The 26,994-nt window shown below is 60.1% G+C and carries 23 protein-coding genes and 2 pseudogenes; 17 read left to right on the top strand and 8 right to left on the bottom strand.

Going from position 1 to position 26,994, the window contains the following annotated elements; translation table 11 throughout:
• Positions 1 to 6: 6 nt before the first annotated feature.
• The 9 genes and pseudogenes from ACFDAU_RS08195 to ACFDAU_RS08155 form a co-directional block, all read left to right on the top strand.
• Positions 7 to 1,236, top strand: a complete 1,230-nt coding sequence (locus ACFDAU_RS08195; protein ID WP_413439473.1) for an efflux RND transporter periplasmic adaptor subunit — start codon at positions 7 to 9, stop codon at positions 1,234 to 1,236.
• A gap of 10 nt (positions 1,237 to 1,246) precedes the next feature.
• Entirely contained in the window at positions 1,247 to 4,333 is a 3,087-nt protein-coding gene (locus ACFDAU_RS08190) for an efflux RND transporter permease subunit (protein ID WP_413439472.1), read from the top strand.
• A gap of 55 nt (positions 4,334 to 4,388) precedes the next feature.
• Complete coding sequence (locus ACFDAU_RS08185; protein ID WP_413439471.1) at positions 4,389 to 4,736, top strand: P-II family nitrogen regulator; 348 nt, start codon at positions 4,389 to 4,391, stop codon at positions 4,734 to 4,736.
• Between the two features lie 11 nt (positions 4,737 to 4,747).
• The gene (locus ACFDAU_RS08180) at positions 4,748 to 4,957 is read left to right on the top strand and encodes a hypothetical protein (RefSeq protein ID WP_413439470.1); all 210 of its coding nucleotides are present in this window, start codon (positions 4,748 to 4,750) and stop codon (positions 4,955 to 4,957) included.
• Between the two features lie 154 nt (positions 4,958 to 5,111).
• Positions 5,112 to 5,714, top strand: a complete 603-nt coding sequence (locus tag ACFDAU_RS08175) for a phosphatase PAP2 family protein (RefSeq protein ID WP_413439469.1) — start codon at positions 5,112 to 5,114, stop codon at positions 5,712 to 5,714.
• Positions 5,715 to 5,726: 12 nt separating this feature from the next.
• Complete coding sequence (locus ACFDAU_RS08170) at positions 5,727 to 5,900, top strand: hypothetical protein (RefSeq protein WP_413439468.1); 174 nt, start codon at positions 5,727 to 5,729, stop codon at positions 5,898 to 5,900.
• A 107-nt stretch (positions 5,901 to 6,007) separates the two neighbouring features.
• Positions 6,008 to 6,241 (top strand): hypothetical protein, encoded by a 234-nt coding sequence (locus tag ACFDAU_RS08165; protein WP_413439525.1) that lies wholly within the window; start codon positions 6,008 to 6,010, stop codon positions 6,239 to 6,241.
• Positions 6,150 to 6,546, top strand: a pseudogene (locus ACFDAU_RS08160) (DUF3363 domain-containing protein); the annotation flags it as partial. The gene ACFDAU_RS08165 and the pseudogene ACFDAU_RS08160, both read left to right, overlap by 92 nt.
• 45 nt (positions 6,547 to 6,591) lie before the next feature.
• Positions 6,592 to 6,732 (top strand): annotated as a pseudogene (locus ACFDAU_RS08155) (IS3 family transposase); the annotation flags it as partial.
• 414 nt (positions 6,733 to 7,146) lie between these two features.
• Here ACFDAU_RS08155 and qatD read toward each other — a convergent pair.
• Genes qatD through ACFDAU_RS08120 form a run of 7 tightly spaced genes read right to left on the bottom strand, consistent with a single transcriptional unit; the run spans position 7,147 to position 14,468 of the window.
• Positions 7,147 to 7,914 (bottom strand): Qat anti-phage system TatD family nuclease QatD, encoded by a 768-nt coding sequence (qatD, locus tag ACFDAU_RS08150; RefSeq protein WP_413439467.1) that lies wholly within the window; start codon positions 7,912 to 7,914, stop codon positions 7,147 to 7,149.
• Between the two features lie 13 nt (positions 7,915 to 7,927).
• Entirely contained in the window at positions 7,928 to 9,292 is a 1,365-nt protein-coding gene (gene qatC / locus ACFDAU_RS08145) for a Qat anti-phage system QueC-like protein QatC (protein ID WP_413439466.1), read from the bottom strand.
• A complete protein-coding gene (gene qatB / locus ACFDAU_RS08140; protein WP_413439465.1) occupies positions 9,289 to 10,182 on the bottom strand; it encodes a Qat anti-phage system associated protein QatB in 894 nt (297 codons plus the stop codon). The genes qatC and qatB overlap by 4 nt, the downstream gene beginning before the upstream one ends.
• The gene (gene qatA, locus ACFDAU_RS08135; protein ID WP_413439464.1) at positions 10,182 to 12,149 is read right to left on the bottom strand and encodes a Qat anti-phage system ATPase QatA; all 1,968 of its coding nucleotides are present in this window, start codon (positions 12,147 to 12,149) and stop codon (positions 10,182 to 10,184) included. The genes qatB and qatA overlap by 1 nt, the downstream gene beginning before the upstream one ends.
• Positions 12,146 to 12,754: a poly-gamma-glutamate hydrolase family protein gene (locus ACFDAU_RS08130; RefSeq protein ID WP_413439463.1), complete on the bottom strand. Its 609-nt coding sequence runs from the start codon at positions 12,752 to 12,754 to the stop codon at positions 12,146 to 12,148. Before ACFDAU_RS08130 ends, qatA begins: the two co-directional genes overlap by 4 nt.
• Positions 12,751 to 13,872 (bottom strand): helix-turn-helix domain-containing protein, encoded by a 1,122-nt coding sequence (locus ACFDAU_RS08125; protein ID WP_413439462.1) that lies wholly within the window; start codon positions 13,870 to 13,872, stop codon positions 12,751 to 12,753. Before ACFDAU_RS08125 ends, ACFDAU_RS08130 begins: the two co-directional genes overlap by 4 nt.
• A complete protein-coding gene (locus tag ACFDAU_RS08120; RefSeq protein WP_413439461.1) occupies positions 13,869 to 14,468 on the bottom strand; it encodes a hypothetical protein in 600 nt (199 codons plus the stop codon). Before ACFDAU_RS08120 ends, ACFDAU_RS08125 begins: the two co-directional genes overlap by 4 nt.
• Before the next feature lie 174 nt (positions 14,469 to 14,642).
• On the opposite strand from ACFDAU_RS08120, the gene ACFDAU_RS08115 reads away from it, so the two are divergent.
• From ACFDAU_RS08115 to ACFDAU_RS08080, 8 genes are all read left to right on the top strand, one after another.
• Positions 14,643 to 15,239 carry a DUF6088 family protein gene (locus ACFDAU_RS08115; RefSeq protein WP_413439460.1) on the top strand — a complete coding sequence of 199 codons (597 nt, stop codon included), beginning with the start codon at positions 14,643 to 14,645 and terminating at the stop codon, positions 15,237 to 15,239.
• Positions 15,232 to 16,242: a nucleotidyl transferase AbiEii/AbiGii toxin family protein gene (locus tag ACFDAU_RS08110; protein ID WP_413439459.1), complete on the top strand. Its 1,011-nt coding sequence runs from the start codon at positions 15,232 to 15,234 to the stop codon at positions 16,240 to 16,242. Before ACFDAU_RS08115 ends, ACFDAU_RS08110 begins: the two co-directional genes overlap by 8 nt.
• Before the next feature lie 83 nt (positions 16,243 to 16,325).
• Positions 16,326 to 19,310: a TrlF family AAA-like ATPase gene (locus ACFDAU_RS08105; protein WP_413439458.1), complete on the top strand. Its 2,985-nt coding sequence runs from the start codon at positions 16,326 to 16,328 to the stop codon at positions 19,308 to 19,310.
• 56 nt (positions 19,311 to 19,366) lie between these two features.
• A complete protein-coding gene (locus tag ACFDAU_RS08100; protein ID WP_413439457.1) occupies positions 19,367 to 20,188 on the top strand; it encodes an abortive infection family protein in 822 nt (273 codons plus the stop codon).
• A 379-nt stretch (positions 20,189 to 20,567) separates the two neighbouring features.
• Positions 20,568 to 21,074: a RadC family protein gene (radC, locus tag ACFDAU_RS08095; RefSeq protein WP_413439456.1), complete on the top strand. Its 507-nt coding sequence runs from the start codon at positions 20,568 to 20,570 to the stop codon at positions 21,072 to 21,074.
• Between the two features lie 589 nt (positions 21,075 to 21,663).
• Positions 21,664 to 22,491 (top strand): DUF932 domain-containing protein, encoded by an 828-nt coding sequence (locus ACFDAU_RS08090; protein WP_413439455.1) that lies wholly within the window; start codon positions 21,664 to 21,666, stop codon positions 22,489 to 22,491.
• Positions 22,492 to 23,406: 915 nt separating this feature from the next.
• The gene (locus ACFDAU_RS08085; RefSeq protein ID WP_413439454.1) at positions 23,407 to 25,389 is read left to right on the top strand and encodes a ParB/RepB/Spo0J family partition protein; all 1,983 of its coding nucleotides are present in this window, start codon (positions 23,407 to 23,409) and stop codon (positions 25,387 to 25,389) included.
• Between the two features lie 667 nt (positions 25,390 to 26,056).
• The gene (locus ACFDAU_RS08080) at positions 26,057 to 26,362 is read left to right on the top strand and encodes a DUF736 domain-containing protein (protein ID WP_413439453.1); all 306 of its coding nucleotides are present in this window, start codon (positions 26,057 to 26,059) and stop codon (positions 26,360 to 26,362) included.
• A gap of 492 nt (positions 26,363 to 26,854) precedes the next feature.
• On the opposite strand, the gene ACFDAU_RS08075 is transcribed toward ACFDAU_RS08080, so the two are convergent.
• The gene (locus ACFDAU_RS08075) at positions 26,855 to 26,989 is read right to left on the bottom strand and encodes a hypothetical protein (RefSeq protein ID WP_413439452.1); all 135 of its coding nucleotides are present in this window, start codon (positions 26,987 to 26,989) and stop codon (positions 26,855 to 26,857) included.
• Positions 26,990 to 26,994 lie beyond the last annotated feature (5 nt).

Here is a 26,994-nt window from a genome sequence, read left to right as displayed (position 1 = left end):
CATGACATGAAAAACTCACACAGCCAACGAAAACCTGGCCTGAAACGACTGGGCGCGCTGCTCCTGGCCTGCACCATCTCTGCAACCTTGCTTGCGGGGTGCGGCGACAAACCAATTCCGGAGAAAGACGTCACACAATCCGACAAAACGGAGCCATCGAGCAAAGGAGTGCCGCAAAAGGGGAAACCGGAAGAAAAAGGCGCCGAGAAGCTGCTCACCCTGAGCGCCGAAGAAGCCCAGAGAGCGGGCATCAAGGTACAGAAACTGGAACTGCAGGAAAAAGCCGACCAGATCACGGTCACCGCCACCATCCAGGCCAACCAGGACAGGCTCGCGCATGTCGCGCCGCGAGTACCGGGCCGCATCGTCAAGGTAAGCGCCAGTCTGGGCGACAAGGTGAAACCGGGCCAGGCACTAGCCTTGCTCGACAGCATCGAGCTGGGCGAGGCACGTTCCAGCTATCTGCAAGCGGCGAGCGAATCAGCGGTGGCGAAGGCCAACTTCGAGCGTGCCCAGCGGCTGAATGCTGACAATATCATCCCCGAGAAGGACTATCTGCGTGCCCGCGCCGAGCATGAAAAAGCCAGGGTTACCCTGCGGGCCGCCGCCGACAAGCTGCGCATGATGGGGGTCGCCCCGGAGGGAGTGTCCGGTTCCGTGTTCCCGCTGACCATTCCCTTTGCCGGCACGGTCATCGAGAAGAACGCGGTGCTGGGAGAACTCGCTACGCCCGATCAGTCCCTGTTTACCGTCGCCGATCTGTCCACCCTGTGGATAGAAAGCGATCTGTTTGAGCAGGACCTTGGCAAGGTCAAGGTCGGCGCCCAGGCCAGCGTCGCAGTTGCCGCTTATCCGGGCGAAGTGTTCAAGGGAAAGCTCACTTATATCAGCAGCGTGATGAACAAGGAAACCCGCACCGCTAAGGCGCGGGTGGAAGTGCCGAATCCAGACCGCCGGCTGAAACCGGAGATGTTCGCCACGGCGGCCATCCACACGGGTTCGAGCACGAAAGCGTTGCTGCTTCCGGAAGATGCCGTGTTGCTGGTGCAGGGACAGCCAACCGTGTTCGTGGCTGAAAAAGGCGGGTTCGAACCGCGCGCGGTGCAAGTGGGCGACCGCACGCAGGGGCGGGTCGCGATCAAGTCCGGCGTCGTGGCTGGGGAAGCGGTGGTGGTGAGTGGCGCCTACGCCCTGAAGGCGCGCCTGCTCAAGTCGCAAATCGGCGACGCGGATTGAGGGGGCGGCCATGTTGAATAAAATTGTTGATCTCTCTCTGCGCTACAAAGTGCTGGTGCTGGTGGCCTTCGTGCTGGTGGTGATGTTGGGCGTGAAAGCCTGGCTCGAAGTGCCGGTGGATGCCTTCCCCGACGTGACTCCGGTGCAGGTGAATATCTACACTGAGGCACCGGGGCTGGCGGCTGAGGATGTGGAAAAGCTGCTTACCTTTCCGGTGGAGGGTGTCATGGCCGGTCTGCCGGGGGTGGCGGAAATCCGCTCGGTGTCCCTGTTCGGACTCTCCTATGTCAGTGTGTATTTCAAGGACGATGTGGATATCTATTTCGCCCGCCGCCTGGTGAGCGAAAAGCTGCAGGAGGCCAAGGGTCGCATTCCGGAAGGCTACGGCGAGCCGGTGCTCGGCGCTAACAGTTCGGGCTTGGGCCAGGTATTTTGGTACACCATCGAATCCGCTGACAAAAAATTGTCCGGGATGGATCTGCGTACGCTTCAGGACTGGACAGTGCGGCTCGTTCTGCGCACCGCACCCGGGGTGGACGACATCACGTCCTGGGGCGGCGACGAGAAGCAGTACCAGGTGCTGATCGACCCGCGCCGGCTGATCAAGTACGGCCTCACCTTCAAGGAAGTGATGGAAGCGCTGACCGCCAACAACCGCCAGGTGGGTGGGCAATACGTCAATCTGGGCCAGGAACAGTATCTGGTGCGCGGCTTGGGCCTGGTTTCCAATACGCAGGACATCGGCGGCATTGTCGTTACCGAAAAGGAAGGCACACCGGTCTACGTGCGCGACATAGCCGATGTCAAGGAAGCCCCCTCGTTACGCAGCGGCGCGATCACCAAGAACGGCGAGGAGGTGGTGCTGGGGATGGCGTTGCAGCGTATCGGCGAGAACGCCAAGAACGTGGTGGACGCCGTCAAGGAAAAGCTGAAGACGGTCCAACAAGCCTTACCCCCGGGCGTGACGATCAAGCCTGTATACGACCGCACCGAGCTGGTCGAGAAGGCGGTCAAGACTGCCGAAAGCGCCCTCGTTGAGGGCTCGATCCTGGTGGCGATCATTCTGTTCCTGTTTCTTGGCGAGATACGCTCCGCAGTGGTGGTGATTCTCGCCCTGCCACTGGCCATGCTGATCAGCTTCATCCTGATGCAGCAGTGGGGCATTTCCGCCAACCTGATGTCGCTGGCCGGTCTTGCCGTGGGCATCGGCATGATGGTGGACGGAGCCGTGGTCATGGTGGAAAACGGCTTCCGCCTCTTGAGCCACAAGGTCGGGCAGACGGTCAACAAGAGCCATGTGATTCTGGAAGCGGCGCGTGAAGTGATCAACCCCACCGCCTTCGCGATCCTCATCATCATCGTGGTGTTCCTGCCGCTGTTTTCCCTGACCGGGCTGGAGGGCAAACTGTTCAAGCCCATGGCGCTCACCATCACCTTCGCCATGATCGGTTCCCTGGCGCTGACCATGACCTTGGTGCCGGTGCTCAGCTCGCTGATTCTCAAGCCCAAGGAGGAGAAAGACACTTTCGTGGTGCGATGGGCAAAGAAGCTCTATCTCCCGCTTTTGGACTGGGCCCTGGAAAACAAGCGCAAGGTGATCGGCAGCGCCCTGGCCCTGCTGATCGGCACCCTCGCCCTGTTTCCTTTCCTCGGCAAGGAGTTCATGCCGACCTTGCAGGAGGGCGGCATCATGTTCCGCGTATCCAGCATTCCTTCCACCTCTCTGGAGGAATCGATCAGCATCTCCAAGGGCATAGAAACCGCGCTCCAGCGCTTCCCTCAAGTGAAATCGGCCATTGCCATGATCGGGCGCGCGGAGAAAGGCGACACGGCGGACGTCAACTACATGGAAATCCTGGTGGACCTCAAGCCGCATGAGCAATGGCCGAAGCCGATTTCCTTTCCAGAGTTGACGCGGGAAATGCAAGAGGTGCTGGAGAAACAGGCGCCGACCTCCGTCATCTCCGCCACGCAACCGATCCAGATGCGCGTCGAGGAACTGATTTCCGGCGTGCGCGCCACCCTGGCCCTGAAGCTCTACGGCGAGGATCTGGGCACCCTGGATCGCTTGTCCGCCGAGCTCAAGTCCGTGCTGGATAAAGTGCCTGGCGTGGCTGATTTGTCCCTGGAAGCCAACAAGGGCAAGCCGCAACTGGTGGTGAGAGTGAACCGCGAGGCGGCGGCGCGCCTGGGGCTCAATGCCGACGACATTTTGGAGATAGTACAGGCGGGCATCGGCGGCGAGGCTGTCACTACCTTACTCGACGGCGTGAAGCGCTTCGATATCCAGGTATGGCTCGCCCCGGATTTCCGCAATAGCGTGGAAGCCATCAGCAACATCCCGATCCGCACCCGCGCAGGCGCGCTGGTGCCGCTGTCAAGCGTAGCCACGCTAGAGTTGGACGAAGGCTACTCCTTCGTACGGCGCGAGCAGTTGCAGCGCTATGCTGTGATCCAGATGGACGTGAAGGGCCGCGACGTGGACAGTTTCGTCAAGGAGGCACAGGCGCGAATCCAGCGCGAAGTGAAGCTGCCCGCAGGCTACTGGATCGAGTGGGGTGGCGCGTTCGAGAACCAGCAGCGCGCCATGGCCAAGCTGGCGCTGATCGTGCCGCTCACCATCGGGCTGATCTTCATCCTGCTGTACACGGCGTTCAGCTCGCTCACCCACGCCACGCTGATCATCGCCAACGTCCCCTTCGCCACCATCGGCGGGGTGATCGGGCTCGCGCTAACCGGCCAGTACCTATCGGTGCCGTCGGCGATCGGCTTCATCGCCGTGTTCGGAGTGGCGATGCTGAACGGCATCGTGCTGGTGTCCTTCCTCAACGATCAGCGGCGGCAAGGCCTCTCCGTCAGGGAAGCGGTCAGGCAAGGTGCTGCGCTGCGCCTGCGGCCGGTGCTGATGACGGCTTCCATCGCCATCTTCGGCCTTGTCCCGATGCTGCTGTCCAGCGGCGTGGGTGCGGAAACCCAGCGGCCGCTGGCGACGGTGGTCGTGGGCGGGCTGTTCACTTCCACCGCGCTGACCCTGCTGCTGTTGCCGTTAATGTATGAGTGGGTGGAGAACCGTCGCGAACGCAAACAGGTGAAGTAAACCAGAATCCTGCGGCCTGAACGGCCGCAGGCAATCACTAAACAGGAGAGTCCGTATGAAAGAAATCAAGGCCTATGTCCATAATCACCGTATCCCAGACGTGATTCGCGCCCTCAAGGAGTCCGGGCAGTGCAACTTAGACCCAGCGAAGGGTTGCCGCAACCTCAGTGTGATCGGGGTACGCAGCCTATTGGCACCGGTCGATGCACAAGAGCGGCACTATGCCGTCGACCTCGCCGAGGAAGTAATCAACGAATCGAGGCTGGAACTAATCTGCGAAGACCATCAAGTCGACGAACTCATGGACATCATCGGGCGTGCCGCCCGGACCGGTCAGGCAGAGGCGGGATGGATTTACGTCACGGACATCATCAAGGCGATCCCGGTTGCAGGAAGACCGTGAGATATTATGGAATGTCTGACGCCAGTCCTGATGACGGTGCTCGCGACAACGCTGGGTTGCTGCTGCTGGCGATCGGCAGAGGTGATCCGGGACGGGAGATCGAAGGCATCATAGCGCTGGTGATCCTGGGTGGGCTGTTCGCCTCCACCGCACTCAACCTGCTAGTCATGCCGAGCCTAGCGCAGAGGTATGGCCGATTCACTTCCGGCAACGGGCATTGAGCATGGTCGGAAGCGCAGTTGCTATTACGATGTACGAGGTATTCAACACCGCCGTTTTTCCCTGGAGATGGGAGAACCCCTGACGAGAATCGTCGGGTAGAACTGCGCGGAGAATCCCCCCTTCAATGGACATACAACACAGGAGAATAAATACGTGGAACGCATCGAAGCGCTAAACCGCGCCTTGTTTCTGAAAATCAACGCTGGCCTCGGCTCAGCGCCTTGGATGATTGACGGCGCCGTCGTAATCGCCAACGACCTGATCTACCTGATCCCAGTGCTACTGATCGCGATGTGGCTGCGGGGTAATGAGGCAAAGCGCAGGCTGGCCATCCAAACGTGCCTGACTGCCATGCTGGGGCTCGGCTTGAACCAGGTCATCAGTTCGGTGTGGCAACACCCGCGTCCCTTCGCAATGGGGCTGGGGCACGCGTGGGCACAGCACGTAGCGGACTCATCGTTTCCGAGCGACCATATGACTATCTTCACCGCCATTGGCATCAGTCTGCTGCTCGGTCGCGAGAGGTTGTTGGGATCGCTCACGCTGGCGGCCGGTTCGGGCGTGGCATGGGCGCGCATCTTCCTCGGCCTGCATTTTCCGTTGGATATGCTGGGCGCGGTCGGCGTGGCCTGTCTTTCATATGCCGCCCTCTCGCCTCTGTGGCGGCATACAGGTGACCGCGTGACCCGATTCGTCGAGAGGCTTTACCAGAGCTTCATGGCGTGGCCGATCGCTCAAGGCTGGATGCGGCGCTAGAAGGCAAAAAAGATGCCGGCGGAACTCCAAGGATTGACTGATGCAGAAGTACAGGCGCGCGTCGCGTGTGGCGATGTCAATCGAGTAGCGGCGCCGACGAGCCGCACGACTCTGGAAATCGTGCGCGCCAACGCCCTGACCCGCTTCAACGCGATCCTGGGGACGCTGTTCGTCGTGATTTGCTGACGGGGCCTTGGCAGGACGCCCGGTTCGGCGGGGTCTTTATCGTCAATGCCCTGATCGGCATCGTCCGGGAGCTCCGGGCAAAATGGACGCCCGACCGCCTCGCGCTGGTGAGCCAGCCCAGAGCCCGCGCGGTTCGTTCGAGGCGGACCGTCGACACCCCGACGGCAGAGATCGTGCTGGACGATATTCTGGAGTTGGCGCCGGGCGACCAGGTGGTGGTCGACGGCGTCATGCTCAGCGGGGTGAGCCGTCTCGGCGAACCTGTCCGAGCAAGGTCGGCAATACGACATGCGGTGGCTGGGCGGCGTGTCCGTGGAACTGCGTTCGCACTTGCCCATTGAGCGGCAAGTCCGTGTGATCGGCGCGACCTGGCTGGACCAGCAGCTGATCGGCGGTAGCAGCGGTATCAACGACAACGGCTTCGGTGGTGAGGTGCGCGAAGCGCTACAGCAGCGGTCGGAATTACAGGTCGAGCAGGGTCTGGCCGAGCGACATGGACGGCGCGTGATCCAGGCACGCAATCTGTTGGCGACGTTGCGCGGTCGGGAAGTCGCAGTGGCGGCAAGACATCCCCGCCGCAACCGGTCTAGCTCATCGCCCCGTGGCCGATTGTGAGCGCATCACCGGTGTCTACCGGAGCCGAATCGCCACGGGCTTTGAAGGAGGCTCCAAATCTTGAGAGAATAGAACGATGAACAAATCAAACAAATATTCCCCCGCAGTCCGAGAACGCGTAGTCCGCATGGTGCAAGAACATCGCGCAGGCTATCCATCCCTATGGGCTGCAATTGAATCAATCGCACCGAAAATTGGCTGTTCGCCCCATACCTTGCTTGATTAGGTTCGCAGACAAGAGGCCGATTCCGAACAACGAGCTAATTTTATTATTATAAATCAATAAATTAAGTTGTTTTTCCGATAGTCCGCGAAAGCTGCCGAAAGACCTAAAATTATTCCCACTCAATTGTTTCCTGCCACTTAAAACCCGCATGGATGCTGGCTTTGCTGGTAGTGTTCATTCAGTTTTACCGTCATTTATACCGTCAAATAACAACAGCTTTTGCCAGCACGGGAGATGGACTCAGTTTGCGCGGCGACTACTACAGCGCGTCAATCGTCAACGAATAACGGCAAACCGAGTTACATTTTACTCTGCCATGGCACAGCCCGGTGGTAAGCCGATGGCTCCCGATCACCTCGACGGCCGAAACGGTCGGCAAAACATGAGACGGATAGGCCGCTCATATCAATCACCCTCGCCGTTCGGTCCCAGCAAGCTGCGCAGATTGTTTCGGACAGTAGCCGCAAGCGTCGATGACGAAACACCATGTAGGCGGCTCAAAGCTTCAACAACTACGGCCACGTCTACCGGTTTCGAAGGCCGATCTGCCGTCTTGGTGAAAGGCCCGTCAGTCTCTGTCAGCAGCCTATCGAGGGGAATGGCCGCGACCATCGACGAATGTCGCTCGTTGTCCAACATCGCCGCGTTGATAGAGAAGTAGCAGCCCAACTCAAGAGCACGCTTTGCCTCTGCCTTGCTGCCGGTGAACCAGTGCAGCACGACTTTGCCATTTGTAGGCGGCAGATATGCCTCGATGTGATCCAGAACCGCTTTTGCCGCACGAATGCTATGCACCGTGATGACTTTGTTTCCCGCCTCGGCACAACGCCGCAACACATGCTGAAAGACCTGCTTCTGCAATTCGAACGATTTGTAAAATCGTGGACCGGCGTCAAGGCCTACCTCGCCAATATAGCGAGTCTCTGAAAGATGGGCATCCCAGATCGCAATTTCGCTCGCCCGTTCTGCGACCAGTTGCGGATGCAATCCAAGGGCGGCCCGCACATGGCGCGTCGCTTGCGCCAATTCATGGTTGCGCGGCCACGCTTTGGGCGTGGTCGTCACTGCCAGCGTAAAAACACCCGCCTCATCAGATTCCCGGATCGCCGCTGGATGATCCGGATACAGATCAAGATGGCAGTGGAAGTCCACCAGGCCGTTTGTCGCGATCATGAATGCCTCGACATCAGCTCGGTCTCGTGTCCACGCCATCGATCAGGCGCGCCACTTCGTCGAGGCCGCGCCGATAGACATCGGCCAATTGATCAAGTCGTGGGATTTCGTCGGTCAGCGACCCAGGCTTGTGAATGAGCAGCTTTGCCAAGTCAGGTCGTCCACGCAAACGCTCGATCGCAACCTGAAATGAGCGCACCTGCTTGCCGATCGATTCACGCGTGTCCAAGGTATGCGCTCGAAGGTCAGGCACGGTGTAGACCGTGGAATCACGACCGGCTCCCCAAGCCGCATCGAGCGCAGCGCGACGAATCAGACATGGAAGACAATAGCCACAATGCTCTATTCCATGTCCTTGCCACCGAGCTTTCGATGGTGATGAACACGACAAGGAATCTGCAGCAGTCGTCCCCAACAAAAGGCCGTTTGCGCATTCAGCGGCCATCTCGCCTTTCGTCTTATCCCAGTAGGGATTTTCGACGCGACCGCCGATACCCAACTCGACCAGCAAGTCGTTCCATCTCGCCATGTAGAACGGGTGAGTCGTCCTTGTACTATTCGAACCTAAACGCAGAGGGTCTAAGGGGACATTGAGAGCGATCAGTCCGTTCTCGGGCACGCGCAACACAAAATTTGAGCCAAGACCGGTGCCGGCAAAAACCCCGAGCGCAAAAAACAGAAACGACCGACCGCGCGTCGTGCTTTCAGAACTAACGTCCTTTACCAAACCATCAGGGAACGCCATCCAAACCCGTAGGCGATCAAACGATGATCCGCTATAGTTTTGTCTCAACTTACCAAACAGCGCGTTCTGCGCATCGCTGGTTGCCCCCTCGCCCGCGTGGCTTATGAGGAGCGGCGTGCGACCACTCTCCAGGAGATCGATTGCACCAATCAAGCTGTCCAGCCCGCCGGAAAAGAGGCTTACCGTGTCGAAGGGCGGCGGTAGCAGACTAGCCGGCGGCGTGGTCAGGCTGCTAAACCGTTCGGGCCGACAACGGAATCCCACCGTCCAACGATCCCCGGTCAAGAAGTCCAATGTGCGTGTCAGCGTGCGAGCAGCAGCCTGCCAGAGATCAGGATCACTGACCGGAACAACTAGTCTGATTTCACGGGTCCATGAGTCTTGCGATTGTTCGGCTCGTGAGATTCGCGTATCGGCCGCGTGAACAAGAGCGGCAACGACGAGCAGGTCAAGACCGATCTCGGAAGGGAAGACGCCCAAACTTTTCAGACTGGTCAGCGCGCCGCCGATCCCATGGTCGAGGGATTTTTCGCCGGCAACGAGCTGTAATTGGGTCACCTGTTCGTCGGCAGCACTCGGAATCTCAATCACATCGTCCGGGCCGAAACGCCCAGCGAGAAACTGTCGCTTCATTGGTCAGCCTCCGCGTTCCCAAGTGCTTGGAGAATACCGAAAGCACGTTCATATACCGAATCGACGAACGAGTTCACGCGATCCTGCGTCAATGTCGGAGTTTCAGCGCGGGCTGCAGTCAAAGCATCACTCACGCCATTTCGAATGAAATCGCGCAACTGTCCCTGAACACGGAGCGCAGCTTGCGCGTCGTTGGGGACTGTGATGAGCTTGGTTCCGATGTCATTGCACAGGCGCGCCTCGATGGCATGGGTTGCGTACAGCTCGAACACCGTCTGCATCTGGTCAGAAGTGAGCGCATCCAGGTCCGTCACACCGAGCGTAGTCAGCTCGATGATCGTCTCGATGAATGCCTCCCGAGCGATGCCTTCATCGACGGTTCCAGCACTCGGACAGATGTAGTCAGCCAAACCGATGAAAACTTCGGCAATTGGACGTCCGGCTAACTCCTCCAGATTTAGTGAGCGTAGAGCTTCTCGGGCGCCCCGGGCCTGTGCGTCCGTGAGAAAGCCCAGCAGCCTCGCTCCGGCGCCCCGTGAGGCGCCCATGCGCTGGGCGGCTTGTCGCGCACCTCCTGATGAGGTAGACACATAACCTGAGACTGCACGGCCCAAGCTGGCGCGATCACTGCCGCCGGAGTGCGCAAAGCGAGTGAAGTTTCCGCGTGCGCTGGTGAATCGGCTGGCATCGGCCGGCGCGGGTATAGCTGGTCGATTCGGTGGTGCCGAAGGAACGGGGGTCGGTGCCGCTGGGTCACCGACTGGAGTGCTGTCAGGCGCAGCGGGCAACGCTGGTGCGGCGGGCGCATCGGCCGCGCCCTCTGATCCGAGCCAAGTTGGAACCAACGGAGTGCCTCCGCCAGGGCCACCATATGCTGACGATGTACCCATTAGCGACCTCCCTTCGGAGTCTTGATCGCAGCCTCTGCCGCGAGTTTCAGCATCTGGTTGCTCGTTACCTTGGACCAGCCATCGAGCAACCGATCCAGGCGAGCGAGTACGTCAGTGTCCTTAAACACACTTTGCCAGCCGCCTACCACCCAAGGGCCGCACCGACTGCTAGGCAATGCATTGAGAAAATCAAGCAATCTGCTTTGCAGAGTCGGTTGTGCCTTCACCAACACGACCATCCCTTCGATGCCAGCGGGTTGGCTGTCGAAGGTGTCTCCACTCATGATCTTGGTCCGCACTGCCTCGAATAGCTTTTCCGCCTCGGGCTGGGCAAGTTGCTTCAGTTCCGACTCCAGCGTCTGGACAGAAAGTTTAGGGCCAAGCAATTTTTCGGCGACCACTGCGAGATGTCCAAGTACCGACGCTGGCCCGAAGTAGTCCTTCTTATCCTTCGTCACAAACAAATACGGACGAAGATCAATCTCCGCAATGGACGGCTGCACGCGCGCCCAAGCCAGAATCGACTGCGACGATTTCCATTCGGTGAGAATTGCGCTCTCTGTAATCGCAGCAGCAATAACCCCAGTGCCCTTGAGTTCTTTCCCGTCAGCCGCCTTTGGCTTGGTACTTGGATTGCGGGAGTTGGCGTCATCCGTCACATCGACCTTTTCCAACGCAGCCAAGTCCGTGCAGCGCCCCATTGGATGCGTCACTGCAACGGTGGCGATCTGATCAAAAAGGCTGGGCAAGAAGCGTTCGGCAAGCATCAGCTTCGCCAGTACCGGCAACTTGATCTCATCGCCAAAGCCGCGCGCGTCCGCCGTCTTCTGCCGCAGAAGAAGCGTGTTGAGGAAACGCTTAATCTGCCGCGGATTTCCCTTCGCCCCACTCGCCAGAATAGGACCGATCTGATCACTGAGCATCAACGCGTTGTGCGCCTTGCTGGCATTTTCACCGAGCGCTGTATTGACTGCTGCGGCGTCCAACGGCGCGCTCTCCCATGGACGTTTCAGCCGCTCCCGTGCGGCCTTGATGAGTTCAAGATATCCCGCATCGTCTTCTCCCACTTCCGCACCGGCGAGTAAAAGAGTCACGTAAATGCGTGTCTCGGTTTCTCCCAGCGCTGGAATCCGAAACGGTATCTGGATAAGCTTCTCCAGATAGTTCCTTGCGTAGTCGCGTGGCCCCGTAGTCTCCGGCAAGTCCGGAAAATGCTTTCGCACGGCATACTCGATCATTGCCTCGTCCGCAGCCACGACGAACGCTGTGCGCGCCGTAAAGACAAACAGCCGAATGGCTTCGAGCGTCTCAATGGCCGTATCCGGCAAACACCTATCGAGGTCATCGATCAGCACAACCAGTTGCTCGACGCCGGCATCTTTCAACAGTTTGTCAAATGCCTTGCGAAACGCCTCAACTTCCTCTGGTACGTTCTTGGTTTCGGAAGGCTTCAATATCGCCTTCACACCGCTGATCGCGGAGGAAAGATTCTCCTTGGTCGCAAGTTGGCCGGGATCTGCGAGCACTCCCTCCAATGTGCTAACGATGGCTCCGATTTGGTCCGGTGTCGGGATGCCGGTGAACGCAGTTAACGCCAGGCCGCCCGCATTCTTCGCGACCTTCAGCCAGTCGATGCTATTGAAGACATCCTTCACCGTGCCTGCGGCCTTCGTCAGCGCTGGCCGTTTCTCGACCAGGCCCGTGACAATACCCTCGATCAGCGCAATCTTGGCATCCTCAAAGCCCTGAAAACGCCAACCATTGAACTTGAGACAGAGAACATCGCCGTTCCCAGAGAGTCCGCCTTCGATCATTTCTAAAACACTGGACTTCCCTGCGCCCCAATCGCCATGCACGCCGATAGTGACGGGGCGATCGGGACGCTCACGCAGCAGGCCGATGATTGTTGTGGCGATCGCTTCGTTGTTCAGGAGATCGATCTTGGTTTCGTGGTCGGTCAGAATCATTTGACGCTCGCTCCCCCGCATGAATGTTTCGGCAAAGCCAACAACACCGAGCGGATAGCAGCACAGAGTGCATCGCGCGGGCATTGACGCCGCAAAGGCATTGTCATCTCGATCTGCACGCCGACTCCGCGTCGGCCTCGGTTGCAAATGTTCATCGGATCGACGGCGAGAAATGGATGATCCGCCAACAGCGTTTCGATCCCGAGGGCCGCTATCGACTGGGCCACAACCGCTTTCAGCCCTGCATCGAGCCCACCAACCAGCGCCTGTTGCGCTTCACCACCGCAGCCGTGAATTGCGACGACATGATCGCAACCAGTCAGCAATTCCAAGCATCGCGGCTCGTCAAACCGGTGACTAGTCAGGTGGAGCGCCGTATAGTTTTCGGAAAGCCGGATGCCCTCAAACATATAAAGATTGAAATCTTCGCCGGCGATTGCACTCGCTATCTCGGACGTGTACCTTTCGATGCCGCCACCGTGCGGTGCGATTACTGCGACCGAGGACTGTGCGTTCGCGCGTACGTGGATCTTGTAGTCGGCGCCCTCGACTTGATGGCCCGCCAGATCGGCATAGCCCCTGTAGTCGGCGGCGGGACTGCTCATAGTGGCGCGACCTTCCGCGACGATCGATCCGTAGCCAGCAGGTTCACGACGTTGTCCGCACCTTCTGAAGGAGGCGACGCAAGCAGGGTTTGCAAGAGCCCGGGCCGAACCCGCATCTCTCTCGCGACTGCCGACTGCGGGACGCCAAAGTGCTCCTTCATCACTTTCAGGCTCTCAGCGATGACCTCCGGCTCTTCGTTCGCAATCAGATGGTCCTCTGACTCCTGCACCGCTTCGCCATGGCGATTGAGTCCGATGTACCCCGCCCGTACCTGGTCATCCGAAAACATACCAAGCTGCCGACCACGAAAAATGATCGCTGCCTTTGACACACCCCAACGCAACTTCAACTCGGATAAGCCCGGCCAGTTGAGACGCGTACCACGGATCGCTAGTCCGCATTCGCTGGCGAACGTGCTTCGCGGCAGCAGAAACGCGCTGGCAAAACGGTTGGCCTGCGTCTCGGTTAGCCGGTCGCCGGTCAAGACTCCAATGTGCAACGAAAAGTGCCCCAATTCGTGAGCAATGCCAAAGCGCTCACGACATGCCGAACGACCAGAGCTGTTCAACGCGATCAAGGGCCGCTTTGTCGCGAACGACACGGCATCGATTTCGGGTGCCAGGCCATGCACCTTCATCACCACGGCGCCGGCGTTCTCCGCAATGCGCGTGACATTGCTCAGCGGACCCAGACCAAGACTAAAGAGCGAACGGAATTTTTCGGCGGCGCGCTCGATCGTCTCGGGAGACTCCGGATCAGCCTCACCCATTTGGTAGTGGGGCAGTTCGACGTGCTCATCCAGCACACCCACCAAGCGCTTGAGCATTTCGCCGCGCGCGCGCGCGACCTGGCGCAACACAACCTTGGTCGTCAGTTGCCGACGAAAGTGGCACTGCTCATCGGCAATCGGATTCGGATCGAGGTGATAGAAAAATTCGGGTAGGACATCCAGTTCTTGGGCAAGCGAATTCTCAAGCGGAGCGGCAACTGATTCAGCGCCGGTCTCCACACGACTGAGGAACTGCTTCGACACCCCGACCCGCTCCCCCAACTCTGTGAGCGACAGATCGTGGAAGAGGCGGATAAGCCGAAGATTGGTTCCAACGAAGTCGCTCATCGCACTGCTTCGGAGGCAGCATCGCCTTCGTCGCGCCGCTTCGGTGCCACTTGGGGTTTCGCCACGTCGACGGGTTGCGGCAAGGTCTGCTGACATTCCACCCGTAACACACGCACGGCATTCGACACCCAACGACAGGCGATCACGCCGCTGGGCGTAAAGCCGAGAAACTCGACTCGCGGTTCGGCCGCGCCGTCGTGGCCCCGGTCGATAATGAAACAGAAACGGGCGGGTTCGCTATCGGTCGCGAATTCCAGGAAGTCCAACTGGTAGCGATTGGCCGTCAGTACCGCATCTTTCGACGGATTCGACGGATCATCGTTGCTGAACCTACAGGGAACCCCGGCGACGCTGAAAACAATGTCGTTGTTGCTGTTCGGCAGGCCGAGCCATGCGTGCCGCGCCGACAGTGCTTCCGAAATGATCCGGTTTCTCTGTCGCCCAAAGGTGGTGCAGCCACGGGTGTAGCCGTTGTCAGTCGGGCGGGACAAGTCGTCTTCTGTCGCATAGAGCTCGTCCAGCAGCCATTGCGAGACGGCCTCTAGGCGGTCAGATGAAAGCTCGGGATTGAAGGTGGCTGGCAGTGGCAGGATCATTTTGTGCACTTTTTAAGATTCGTCAATCTAATTTTGGTGCAATTTTCGAGATTCGTCAATCTTTTCATTCAACATCAAGCTCGTAGGCCTTTGATCGACTTTGCACTCCAGAGTTTTAAGACTTGAAAAGTGTCAGAAATAGCCTCATACTTCTTCCAGTCAGGAGATATCGCCATGCAAACCCTCGCCAAACAAGTCTTGGAACACGCCACCGGAGCGCCGGAGGGCACGCCTTTGGTCGCCAAAGAGCTGTTGCATTTGGGCAATCGTGCAGCCGTGGATCAAGTGCTGTCCCGCCTCGTGCAGCGCGGTGCGCTGTTACGCGCCGGCCGTGGTATCTATGTCCTACCCATCGAAAGCCGCTTCGGTACCCGCGCGCCGTCGGCCGTCAAGATGGTCGAGGGCTTGGCAAACCAGCGTGGCGAAACCATCGTGTCGCACGGCGCCGCCGCAGCCAACGCACTTGGCCTGACCACGCAGGTGCCAATGCGAGCGGTCTATCTCACGTCCGGCCCCAGCCGCCGCTTGAAATTGGGCGCTCAGATGGTCGAGTTCCGACACGCGCCAATTTGGCAACTGATTTTTCCTGGGCGGGCTGCGGGCGAAGTGGTGCGGGCACTAGCTTGGCTAGGCCCGGAAAAAGCCAGCGAAGCGATCCAGAAGCTGCGCGCCAAACTGCCACCGTCCGAACTGAAAGAAGTCGCGTCGGCGCGGTCGCGCCTGCCGACCTGGATGGCCCAAGAAATCAGCGCCCTGGTGACCCATGGCTGAATTCTTCCGGCTCTCCAGCGCCGAACGCCTGGAGGCACTCGATTCGGCAGCCAACACATCGGGCCTCCTGCCCCATCTGCTGGAAAAAGACATTTGGGTAGTCTGGTCGCTACGGCACCTCTTTACCGGCCCTTACGCTGACCACTTGGTATTCAAGGGTGGCACGTCCTTGTCGAAGGCCTATAGCGTCATCCGGCGCTTCTCCGAAGACGTGGACCTGACTTACGACATCCGCGCCATCGCCGCCGATCTGGTGGGTGATGCGGATGCGCCACTGCCGGTCAGCAAGAGCCAGGAAAAGAAATGGAGCAAGGAGATTCGTGCGCGCCTGTCGGACTGGGTCGGTGCCGAGATCGTGCCGCGTCTCAAGCACGACCTTGAGCAAAACGGCTTGCCGGCAACCGTGCGGGCCGAGGGCGACAAAGTGTTCATCGACTACACACCGCTGGCCACCGGCACCGGCTATGTCGCACCCGCCGTCATGTTGGAGTTCGGCGCCCGCTCGACTGGCGAGCCCAGCGAACCACGCGCTATCCGCTGCGATGCGGCCGCGTACCTGCAGGGGGTGGAGTTTCCCAGCGCGATACCACAGGTTATGCGCGCCGAACGTACCTTCTGGGAGAAGGCTACGGCGATTCACGTTTTTTGCGCGCAGGGCGAGTTTCGCGGTGGCGACCGCTTCGCGCGCCACTGGCACGATGTGACGAGACTGGATGCTGCCGGCTTCGCCACCGCAGCCATCGCGGACAAAGCTCTTGCCCGCGCCGTTGCCGACCACAAGAGCGTGTTCTTTGCAGAAAAGAACACGCACGGCGACGCCATCGACTATCACGCAGCGGTCGCAGGTGGGCTCCAGCTTGTACCAGATGACGGCGCGTTGGCCAAATTGGCTACCGACTATCAACACATGGTCGATGACGGCTTATTCCTCGATGACGCCGAGCCATTCGAAGCTTTGATGGAGCGATGCCAAGCGATCCAGCAGAAGGCCAATGCAATGTAACAACCACAATAAAATTCAATTGACATGAGATAAAACTCTCTGCCGGGCACTCTGCCTGGATGGAGAGCACCAAAGGGGATCGTATGGCTGGAGCAATCGATACGCAAAACAAGCGAGGCTCAATATGGCATCGTTGGGACCCGCACATCCATACGCCTGGCACCGCCCTCAATAATCAATACACGGGGACAGATCCTTGGGAATCCTTTCTCGGTGCGATCGAAGCGTCGGACCCGCCCATCCGAGCATTGGGTATTACCGACTACTTTGGCATTGAACGCTACGAGCAGGTTGTCGAGCAACAACGCCAAGGGCGTCTCGCCAATGTCGGACTGATCTTTCCCAACGTCGAATTGCGACTGAGCATCGAGACCTCCAAGGCGTCTGCGGTCAACATTCACCTGCTCTTTTCTCCGGAAGATTCGGATCACGTCGAACAGATCAAGCGCTTCTTGCTCGAACTCGATTTCTCTTACCAAGGCGGGCCGTACCGCTGCCAGCGCAGCGACCTCATCCGCCTGGGGCGTGCCCACCAACCAAGTTTGACGGACGACGAAGCGGCACGCTCGGAGGGAGCAAACCAGTTCAAGGTTAAGCTCGATCAACTCACCGAGGCATGGGCAAAGAACAACTGGGTCAAGAAAAACGCGTTGATCGCCATTGCTGGCGGCGAGAAGGATGGAACTTCCGGATTACGTGACGCATCCGCTTCGTTCGCCTCTTCACGCAAGCACGTCGAAGGTATCGCGAACATCGTCTTTAGTGCCACGCCGCAACAGATCAATTTCTGGCTCGGCAAAGGTAACGCATCCGTCGCTGAACTGGAAAGCCAGTACAACGGCCTCAAGCCTTGCTTGCATGGTTCAGATGCGCATACAGCCTCGAAAGTTGGACAGCCAGATGCAAGTCGCTTTTGTTGGATCAAGGGCGATCTATCGTTCGAGTCTTTGCGCCAGGTTTGCATCGAGCCCGAGGAACGTGTTTCGATTGGCGATAAACCACCGCGCGGTGCCCTGGAGGGACACACAATCAATACCGTGTCCGTCACCAACGCGCCTTGGATTTCTCAAGGCACCATTGAATTGAACGCGGGCCTGGTTGCCGTCATCGGCGCACGAGGGTCCGGCAAGACCGCGCTGGCCGACCTGATCGCTGCGGGCGGTCTGGCGCTCTCCCCACATCTCAACGAGCGGTCGTTCATTCTTCGCGCGAAGGACCACTTGGGCGACAGCGCGGCCGAGTTGCACTGGGCGTCCGGTGAAAAAACCGGCAATCGCCTCACCCAGGCCGACATGGAAGACCTGCTGGACACCCCTTATGTCCAGTACCTGTCGCAACAGTTCGTCGATCAACTCTGCTCAGCGGAAGGCCTGGATGGTGCTTTGGTCAAAGAAATCGAGCGCGTGATCTTCAATGCCCACGCGCTCACCGACCGTCTCGGCACCGATTCGTTCAAGGAGTTGTTGGACATTCGCCTCGAAGGCTCGCGGCAAAAACGTGAGCGCCAGCAACAGACCCTGAGCAGGGCGTCCGCTGCTCTCACCGACGAGCGTGTCAAAAAGGACGGGCTCAAAGCGTTGGAGAAAGACCGCGACGAGAAAAAGCGTGCTATCGAGAAAGACAAGAACGACCGCAAATCGCTGATCGCCAAGGGCAACGAGGAACGCGCCGCGCGCCACGAACAGGTCTCACTCGCCGCCGATGAAAAACGTCAGCAGGTCGAATACGCAAAACGGCGGCACCAGGCCTTGCTGCATTTGCAGAACGACGTGCTCGACTTCCGTTCTCGGCAAGCGCCGGCCATGCTGGCCGACTTGATGGAAGAACGCGACGAGGCCGGGTTAAATGCCACCGATTGGGAGGCGTTCAAGGTCGACTATGTCGGTGCGGTCGATTCGTTGTTAACGGAACGTATTAAGCAAGCCCAACTGCTGATCGAAACATTGCAGGGGCCAGCGAAAACCGATCCTCCGGTTTCGCAGAACCCTGATCCAACCATCGCGCTGATTCCGCAGGATGCCAATCTTTCCAACCAGACGCTATCGTTGCTGGAGCGGGAGTTGACGCGCCTGCGAACCTTGGTCGGCGTCGATGCGCAGAATGCGAAACGATTCACCGCCTTGTCGGACAAAATCACGAAGGCCGATGGCGCTCTGACCAAGGTTCTTCAGCAGATCGAGCGCGTTCAGGGCGCCGACGAGCGCATCCGTACTCTGATTGACGCACGCCGCGTGGCCTACGCCGGAATCTTCGAGGCAATCATCGAAGAGGAAGCAGAGCTTGCGACCTTGTACGCCCCCATCAAGGAGCGTATCGACCAATCTGCCGGCTCACTCTCGAAGCTGTCGTTTTCAGTACAGCGCCTTGTCGATCTCGATCAGTGGGCTCTCGCGGGCGAAGCGCTGCTGGATTTACGCACCAACGGACCTTTCAGGGGACACGGTGAGCTGTTGCGATCCGCGTACGAAGGTCTGCGACCTGCATGGGCCACTGGCAATGCGGCACAAGCCGCCACCGCGCTATTCGAATTCGTCAAGACAAACGAAGCCGCGCTCAGAACCCACATGCCCGAGGGCACGGACTTTCGTGCTTGGGCGCGTAGCGTCTCAGACTGGCTGTACAGCACTGACCATATCACTGTCGGGTACGGTCTCCAATACGACGGCGCGAACATTGAGCAGTTGTCGCCCGGAACGCGCGGCATCGTGCTGTTGCTGCTATACCTCGCCATCGACGCGGAAGATGACCGACCGCTGATTATCGATCAACCCGAAGAGAACCTGGACCCCCAATCGATCTTCCAAGAACTGGTGTATCGCTTCCGGGACGCCAAGAAGCGGCGTCAGATCATCATCGTGACGCACAACGCCAATCTGGTTGTGAACACCGATGCTGATCAGGTGATCGTCGCCACATGCGGGCCGCATCGGCCTGGCCAGTTGCCTCTCATCACCTATGAGAGCGGCAGCCTAGAGAACTCGCGTATTCGGCAGCATGTTTGCGATATCTTGGAAGGTGGCGAACGCGCTTTCAAGGAACGCGCCAAACGACTGCGCGTCGGGATTTAATCCATGGCGAGACGCCGCCTCCGCTGCGCACAACACCTATACCAAGCAGAAATCCCATGGCCGATTTGTCCTCCATAGAACGCCGCAAACTGGAACGGCTGCTCCGCATGGGTGGCGGCTACGTGCTCGATTTTTCGGACCGCACATTCAGCGAGTTTTTCGAGGAACACACGCGCCGTGACATTGATGCCGCCGTCTACCGCGAGCGTGGCACCTCCAAAGCGAACCGCATGCGCGGATTCTGGGCAATCGAAGGCAACCATCTGGTCGGCAAAGTGATCCAGGCGCTGATCTCGTACGGTCAGGCTGAGAACTGTCTGGGCGACGAGCCGGGATCGACCGAACTGACCGATGATTGCTGGAAAATCGCCAGCCGCATGATGCGCGACACACCCGTCGCCGAGCTGGATGCATTGACCGCCACGGTCGACGAGCGCGACTTTGAAACGGTTGCTCAACATGTGCGCGAAGCCATCGAAAAAAACCAGCCCGAAGCGGCTCTGGATCGGCTGCACACGTTCGTCATCAAATACGTGCGCACACTGTGCGAACAGCGTGGCGTTGAAGTCAACCGCGACAAAGCTTTGCACAGCATTTTCGGCGAGTATGTGAAGCGCCTACGTGACGCTGATCACCTTGAATCGTTGATGACCGAGCGCATCCTGAAGTCCAGCATTTCTGTGCTCGAAGCCTTCAGTGACGTTCGCAACAACAAGAGCCTGGCCCATGACAACCCGATCCTCAACTACGAGGAAAGCCTGCTCATCTTCAACCACGTTGCCAGTTCGATCCGATTCATCAAATCAATCGAAGCCAGAACGAAACACGCGACTGCACCGATAACGATCGTGGCACCCGACGACGATTTGCCGTTCTAATTTTCCGTATCGATATTCGACAAAACCGCAATATTTACTGCGCAGTGAATCTTGTTGACCAACTCTGGGCGTCCCGGCGTTTCCGCCGTCGGGCTCGCGGGCGTTGCCCCGCGCCTCGTGCCGAGTCACGGCCATTCGGCATTGATCCCTGACGCCTCCGGCCCTTTGGGCCTGCGCGCGCCGCTTGCCGTAAAGGCGGTGGAGTGTGTGGGGTGGTCTTGCTGTTCCCTTCAATGTACCACGCCGTTCTCGCCGTCAAGGGCTGCGCGTGCCCTGCACGCTGGCGTCCATGCGGCCGTCTGCGACCCCTGACTGCTTGCGCTGCGGCGTGTTCCTCCGGTTCCGGGCAATTCCGCCCGATTCGGACTGGAGCACGATCATGTCGCAACTTACTCATTCTCTCGATTCTTCCCTTCTCGTTCGCGATGTCACGGGCGACTACCGTCCAGCCAATGCCGACGAGGTATTGCAGGCTGCGCAGCGTCTGCTCGCAGGACAGATGCGCGACTGCGAAGTCCTGAACTCGCCGCAGGTGGTGCGCGACTTTCTGCGGGTGAAGCTGGGGGCGCTGGAGCACGAGGTGTTCGCCGTCATCCATCTGGATGCACAGAACCGTGTCATCGAATACGTCGAAATGTTTCGCGGCACGGTGAGCCAGACATCGGTGTATCCGCGCGAGGTGGTCAAGGAGTCCATGGCCAGGAACAGCGCTGCGTTATTGCTGGTGCATAACCATCCAAGCGGTTCGATCCAACCGTCGCGCGCCGACGAGATGCTCACGCAGGCACTAAAGTCGGCACTGGCGCTGGTGGACGTGCGCGTGCTGGATCACCTGATCGTCGCCGGTGGCGACATCCTGAGTTTTGCCGAACGCGGGCTGTTGTAGCCCGAGGGGGCATTGCCCCCTTTTTTTGCTGCGTCCTTGACGTTCAGTAAAGGCTGCGCGCTGCGCTTGCCTCCAGGGGTCGGCTGACGCCCACCCCGCCGCGCAGGCTTGGCGCCCCACAGGACCGCCGAACAGGCTGCGCCTGATCGGCCAGCACACAACGTCGATTGCGCGCCACGCGCTTTGCCTACTTCCACTTTGCCTACTTTCAGTCAAGCGTGCTTGCTGCACGCAGTGGCGCTCGCCGCGCGGCGTTGGTTTCAGCGCATCGCCTGGCCCATCGGCCGCTGTTCGTCTTTCCCCAAGTTCATCGCTTTCTCCCGCGACCGTAGCCCGCAGTGCCTGGCCGTCAAGGCGCGCAGGGCCGAGTCCTCGCCTACGGCTGCGGGCCGCACCAACCCTGCGCTTCTTCCTTGACAGCCCGCCCCTCGCAGGCCCGGTTTTTCGCGGGCGATGAACTCAGGAAAGACGGCGGCAAACAGGGACCGACCCAGGTCTCTGCGCCGAACCAACCAAAGCCAACACCGGGCTCCGAATCTTGGAATCCGGTCAGCTTTGAAACCACAGCTTCAATCAAAGGAGAAAGACCATGCAACTCAGTTCCCGTTTCGCTTCCCGTTCCCCCGTGCTGCGCGCCGATCATCCGCTGTCAGATGAGCAAATCCGCACCGTGGCCCCGTCCATCTTTGCCGAGGACAAGCACGAAAGCCGCTCTGACCGTTACCGCTACATAGCAACCGGCGCGGTGTTGTCCGAACTGCGCAAGGAAGGATTCCAGCCCTTCATGGTGTGCCAGACCCGTGTGCGCGACGAAGGCAAGCGCGAGCACACCAAGCACATGGTGCGCCTGCGCCATGCCGACCAGATCAATGGTGCTGAGGCCAACGAAATCATTTTGCTGAACTCGCACGATGGCACCAGCAGCTATCAAATGTTGGCGGGCATGTTCCGCTTCGTGTGCAAAAACGGCTTGGTGTGTGGCGATACCGTGGCCGATCTGCGCATCCCGCACAAAGGCGATGTGGTCGGGCAAGTGATCGAGGGCGCGTATGACGTGCTGGACGGTTTCGATCTGGTGCGCGAACGCCGCGACGAGATGCGCGCCATTACGCTGGACCGAGGCGAGGCCGAAGTGTTTGCCCATGCGGCACTATCGCTCAAGTACGACGACCCGACCACACCCGCACCGATCACCGAATCGCAACTATTGACGCCGCGCCGCCGCGACGACGACCGGCCTGACTTGTGGAGCGCCTATAACCGTGTGCAGGAGAATTTGACGCAAGGCGGGTTGCATGGACGCACCGCCACCGGACGCAGGCACAGCACCCGGCCCATTCAAGGCATTGACCAGAACGTCAAGATCAACCGGGCTTTGTGGATGCTGGCCGAAGGCATGAAGCGGCTCAAGGCTTGACCGGATGAATCAGCGAGGGGGAGTCATGCCCCCTCGAATGAAGGCACGCGGGACAACAGCGGGCGGCCAGGCCAGGCCGCCGCGCGCCCATCCGTTCCGTCTGGGCGCACGGCGGCGGTCGCTACGCGACCACTCGATGGCTGTAGGTGTTCGCCATCGTTGGCATGGGGAACCAGCCGACAGATACCAGATGCTTCGCATTGGCTAGTTCGGCGTTCCTGCCTGAATTGTCGTTGCGTCTCCCGGCATCGCCGGGCCGCGCTGTCGTGCATGGCATCGAGCCGCCATAGCGTCTCGCCCCTCTCGGGCTTTCATCGTTCCCTCCCTGCGGTCGGCTGACGCCTGCGCACTGCGTTTGACCTCCAGGGGATCGGCTATGCAGCCCATCCCCGCCGCACTGTGTTTGGCGCCCCTGCAATGCCGCCGAACAGGTTGCACCTGATCGGCCAACAGCCATCCATCTAGGCGTGCCTTCGGCACGCAGAGGCGCTTGCCGCGCGGCGTTGGTTTCAGCGCAGCCCCTGGCCCATCGGCCGTTGTTCGTCTTTCCCCAAGTTCATCGCTTTCTCCCGCGACCGTAGCCCGCAGTGCCTGGCCGTCAAGGCGCGCAGGGCCGAGTCCTCGCCTACGGCTGCGGGCCGCACCAACCCTGCGCTTCTTCCTTGACAGCCCGCCCCTCGCAGGCCCGGTTTTTCGCGGGCGATGAACTCAGGAAAGACGGCGGCAAACAGGGACCGACCCAGGTCTCTGCGCCGAACCAACCAAAGCCAACACCGGGCTCCGAATCTTGGAATCCGGTCGGTTTTGAAAACCACAGGAGGGCCGCGCATGCAGACACCGACACCGTGAAATCGACAACCAGTTTTTTTCACCCATTTTGTTTTTAACTTCCCGCGAGGGATAGGAGCTATCACCATGAACACCATTACCCACCAAGAAACCCAAGCACTACACGCAGCAGTTTTTACCCCTTCCGCCGCTACCATTGCGGCATACGACTTGCTGCTGATTCCACTGTCGCAGTTGCGGCCTTCAAGCCGCAACGTGCGCAAGAGCGGCGGCGCGTCGATTCCCGAGCTGGCATCGAGCATTGCCCGCGTCGGTCTGCTGCAAAATCTCACCGTCACCGCATCAAGCGATGGTGAGCATTACGAAGTCGTCGCAGGCAAGCGGCGTCTGGCAGCGTTGAAGCTGCTGGCGAAGCGGCGCAAGCTTGCCAAGACCCATGAAGTGCCTTGCCTGCTGGTACCGGATGCATCGGCACGTACCGTGAGCCTGACCGAGAACGTGCAGCGTGAGGCCATGCACCCCGGCGAGCAGTTCGAGGCGTTCGCCGCGTTGGTGGCCGAAGGTCGGCCTGTCGAAGATATTGCCGCTGATTTTGGTGTGACACCACTTGTGGTGCAGCGCCGTTTGAAACTGGCAAATGTCTCGCCGCGCCTGCTGGCCGACTATCGCGCCGATACTGTCACGCTCGACCAATTGATGGCGCTCGCCATCACGGACGATCACAGCGCACAAGAGGCGGCGTTCTATGACGCGCCGCAGTGGCAGCGTAGCGCGCATGCGCTGCGCGAACACCTGACCGAACGCGAGATCGACGCCACGCGCGATGCGCTGGCGCGCTTCGTCGGTATCGACGCTTACGAGGCCGCAGGCGGCGGTGTGCGGCGCGACCTGTTCTCGGACGACACACGGGGCGTGTTTCTCTCCGATGCTGCATTGCTGGATACATTGGCGCGCGACAAACTTGCAGCCGCTGCGGACAGTGCCCGTGCGGAGGGTTGGGCATGGGTCGAAACGGTGCCGCGTATCACATCGGCGGAACTGCACGGCTTTCAGCGTGCCCGCCGTGACCGGCGCACGCCGAACAAGACCGAGGCCAAGCGCATCGCCAAGCTGCAATCGCGGCAGCAGGCCATCGACGACAAGCTGAATGCCGACGATGCCGAGGACATCGCGGAAGAAGAAGCCGCGCCCCTCTACGAGGAAAGCGACAAACTTGGTGCGGAACTCGACATCATCGAGCAATCGCTGTTGGTGTTTGCACCCGAGGTGCTGATGATGGCCGGGGCTATCGTGGCTGTCGATCATGCGGGCGAAATCGCGATCCATCGCGGCCTGTTGCGTGAGGGCGAGGCCAAGGCATTGCGGGCACAGGAACGGCAAGGCATGCAGGCTGGCGGTGATAGCGAAGCCGAGGCGCAGCAACCGACCACGTCGAACATTTCCGAGAAGCTGGCGCGGCGCTTGAGCGCGCACCGCACGGCGGCGCTGCAAGCGGAAGTCGCCCGCCATCCGCAAGTGGCGCTGGTGGCCGTGGTGCATCGCCTCGCGCTGCGCGTGGTGGTCGATGGCTACCGTTCGGACGATTCGCCGATCAACATCAGCGCTTCGCCGCAGGATGGACTTGATACATTTGCGCCGGACGTGGCGCAGTCGCCCGCCCTGATCGGCTTGCGGGAAGCACGGCAGGCATGGGCGGCACGGCTACCCAGTGACCCGGACGCACTGTTCGCGGAACTGCTGGCACTGCCCCAGCCGGAATTGCTGTCGTTGCTGGCGGTATGCGTGGCTGCGACGGTGGGCGCGGTGACGCCACGCGAAGACACGTTGCCAGCTACCGCGCTGGCGCAGGCGGTTGGCCTCGACATGCATCTGTGGTGGACACCGACCGCCGAAGGCTACTTCGCCCATGTGTCGAAGGCCAAGGCCATCGAAGCGGTGCAGGCGTTCGCACCGGAGCATGCGGCGCGGCTGGCCAAGCTCAAGAAGAACGATCTGGCCAGCGAAGCGGAACGGCTGGCGGTCGGCACGGGTTGGCTGCCGGTGATGTTGCGGGCAGCGGTACAGGAGGCACCAGCAGAAACGCTCCCGGACGCTGAGACGGGCGAGTAAGCAAGTGCATAAGTAAGATGACCCGGCGAGTTTCCGCCGGGCCATTTTTTGCGCGTCGCGCGCGGCAGGTATGCCGCGCGCGTTTTAACAGCCGACAGCCCCAACCAATTCCCAAAAACGCGCCCCGCCGCACAGGCGGGACGCCGGAGTGCGACAAGCATTGCTGCGCGCGCTTGTGCAATGACGCACCGCCCTCGACGCGGGCGGGCAGGTCGCCAGAAACGACGGCGGCTCACCGGCAGGCCGTCCACCATGTCCAGAGCCATCCACGCCGCAATCCATCAAGCCCGCGCCAATGCGCGCGGAGCGTTCATCCTTGGTGATTCGGAACCGACCTTGCCTGCAATGGGGTGCGTGCCGGCGCAACGCTTGTGCGGAGATACCGGAGCCATGCTGCCTTCCGGTGAGGATCGCACCCAACGGCGGCCTTGGCTTGTCGTGAATCCTGGCGCGGCACCGGCTGCGCCTCGGGCTTCATGGCTGCAACCGTCCGGCGCAACGATTTTCCCCGGCACTGCGTGCCTTCCTCGCGCAACAAAATCGCCGCGCCTCCCGGTCCTCCACTGCGTTGCGGCCTCTATGCGGTGCAGCCCGCCCGTACCTCGCCCTTTGGATCACCGACAAGGCCGCGATGGGCGCGACCTTGATTCACCGAAAGGAACTCATCATGGCAAACATCGGCATCTTCACCGCACAGAACGACAGCTTTACCGGCACCGTTCGCACCCTGACGCTCAACGTCAAGGTCAAATTCGTTCCGAACGCCAAGGAGAGCGACAACGCCCCGGACTACCGCATCGTCGCCGGCAACTTCGAGATCGGCGCGGCGTGGAAGAAAATCAGCAAGGCGGAACGGCCTTACCTGTCGGCAACCCTGGATGACCCGTCGTTCCCGGCGACCATCTATGCCCGCCTGGTCGAAGGCGAGGGCGGCGCGCACAACCTGATCTGGTCGCGCAGCAAGGGCGACTGATCGTTGCCCTCGACGCCCCGCCCTTGCGGCGGGGCGTTTTTGCGTTCACCGTCAGCGGCCCGCGATGCGCATCGCGGGTCGTCTCATTTCATGCACTGAATCGCTGATTGGCGGAGTACGGAATCCCGTGGAACCGTGCATCCGTATCCGTGCTTGGGCACAAAGCCGCTTCTACGGATTTACGGTTTTGTAGTTTCACGGAGATGAGTGAAAACGGTTCTGCGAATTCGTGGACTTGGGCAACAACACATTCCGGGTTCTACGAATCCTTGTGCATCGGCATTGAAGGCATTCGTGCGTCCCCGGCGATGCCGGGTCCCGCTGTCGTGCTGCGCATCGAGCCACCGGCGTCTCGTCCCTTCGGCTTCCATCGCTGACGCCTGCGCTTCTCTTGCCCTCCAGGGGATCGGCTCAACGCCCATCCCCGCCGCGCTGTGCTTGGCACCCCTCGCAATTCGCCGAACAGGCTGCGCCTGATCGGCCTGCCAGATCTCATGCGCCATCGAACTTGGTCTGATGCCGACCGCTGCTCACCGCAGCGTTGCGGCGCTTCATGACGAAGCCACTCCTGAACAGCATGGCCGCATCACCGACCGGATAGGCAGCGCAGCTTGGCGCACGCCGCACGCCCG

The organism is Sulfuriferula sp. GW1 (assembly GCF_047300855.1).
Classification (GTDB): Bacteria; Pseudomonadota; Gammaproteobacteria; order Burkholderiales; family Sulfuriferulaceae; genus Sulfuriferula.
This window is presented reverse-complemented; position numbering and strand designations above follow the sequence as displayed.

Bases quoted from the DNA above. Each gene is read 5' to 3' on its own strand.
- ACFDAU_RS08185 (WP_413439471.1), top strand. From the start codon at position 4,389: ATGAAAGAAATCAAGGCCTATGTCCATAATCACCGTATCCCAGACGTG.
- qatC (WP_413439466.1), bottom strand. From the start codon at position 9,292: ATGAAGCGACAGTTTCTCGCTGGGCGTTTCGGCCCGGACGATGTGATT.
- qatA (WP_413439464.1), bottom strand. From the start codon at position 12,149: ATGATTCTGACCGACCACGAAACCAAGATCGATCTCCTGAACAACGAA.
- ACFDAU_RS08190 (WP_413439472.1), top strand. From the start codon at position 1,247: ATGTTGAATAAAATTGTTGATCTCTCTCTGCGCTACAAAGTGCTGGTG.
- ACFDAU_RS08085 (WP_413439454.1), top strand. From the start codon at position 23,407: ATGAACACCATTACCCACCAAGAAACCCAAGCACTACACGCAGCAGTT.
- ACFDAU_RS08125 (WP_413439462.1), bottom strand. From the start codon at position 13,872: ATGAGCGACTTCGTTGGAACCAATCTTCGGCTTATCCGCCTCTTCCAC.
- ACFDAU_RS08195 (WP_413439473.1), top strand. From the start codon at position 7: ATGAAAAACTCACACAGCCAACGAAAACCTGGCCTGAAACGACTGGGC.
- qatB (WP_413439465.1), bottom strand. From the start codon at position 10,182: ATGGGTACATCGTCAGCATATGGTGGCCCTGGCGGAGGCACTCCGTTG.
- ACFDAU_RS08090 (WP_413439455.1), top strand. From the start codon at position 21,664: ATGCAACTCAGTTCCCGTTTCGCTTCCCGTTCCCCCGTGCTGCGCGCC.
- ACFDAU_RS08120 (WP_413439461.1), bottom strand. From the start codon at position 14,468: ATGATCCTGCCACTGCCAGCCACCTTCAATCCCGAGCTTTCATCTGAC.
- ACFDAU_RS08105 (WP_413439458.1), top strand. From the start codon at position 16,326: ATGGCTGGAGCAATCGATACGCAAAACAAGCGAGGCTCAATATGGCAT.
- ACFDAU_RS08115 (WP_413439460.1), top strand. From the start codon at position 14,643: ATGCAAACCCTCGCCAAACAAGTCTTGGAACACGCCACCGGAGCGCCG.
- qatD (WP_413439467.1), bottom strand. From the start codon at position 7,914: ATGATCGCGACAAACGGCCTGGTGGACTTCCACTGCCATCTTGATCTG.
- ACFDAU_RS08080 (WP_413439453.1), top strand. From the start codon at position 26,057: ATGGCAAACATCGGCATCTTCACCGCACAGAACGACAGCTTTACCGGC.
- radC (WP_413439456.1), top strand. From the start codon at position 20,568: ATGTCGCAACTTACTCATTCTCTCGATTCTTCCCTTCTCGTTCGCGAT.
- ACFDAU_RS08110 (WP_413439459.1), top strand. From the start codon at position 15,232: ATGGCTGAATTCTTCCGGCTCTCCAGCGCCGAACGCCTGGAGGCACTC.
- ACFDAU_RS08180 (WP_413439470.1), top strand. From the start codon at position 4,748: ATGTCTGACGCCAGTCCTGATGACGGTGCTCGCGACAACGCTGGGTTG.
- ACFDAU_RS08130 (WP_413439463.1), bottom strand. From the start codon at position 12,754: ATGAGCAGTCCCGCCGCCGACTACAGGGGCTATGCCGATCTGGCGGGC.
- ACFDAU_RS08100 (WP_413439457.1), top strand. From the start codon at position 19,367: ATGGCCGATTTGTCCTCCATAGAACGCCGCAAACTGGAACGGCTGCTC.
- ACFDAU_RS08170 (WP_413439468.1), top strand. From the start codon at position 5,727: ATGCCGGCGGAACTCCAAGGATTGACTGATGCAGAAGTACAGGCGCGC.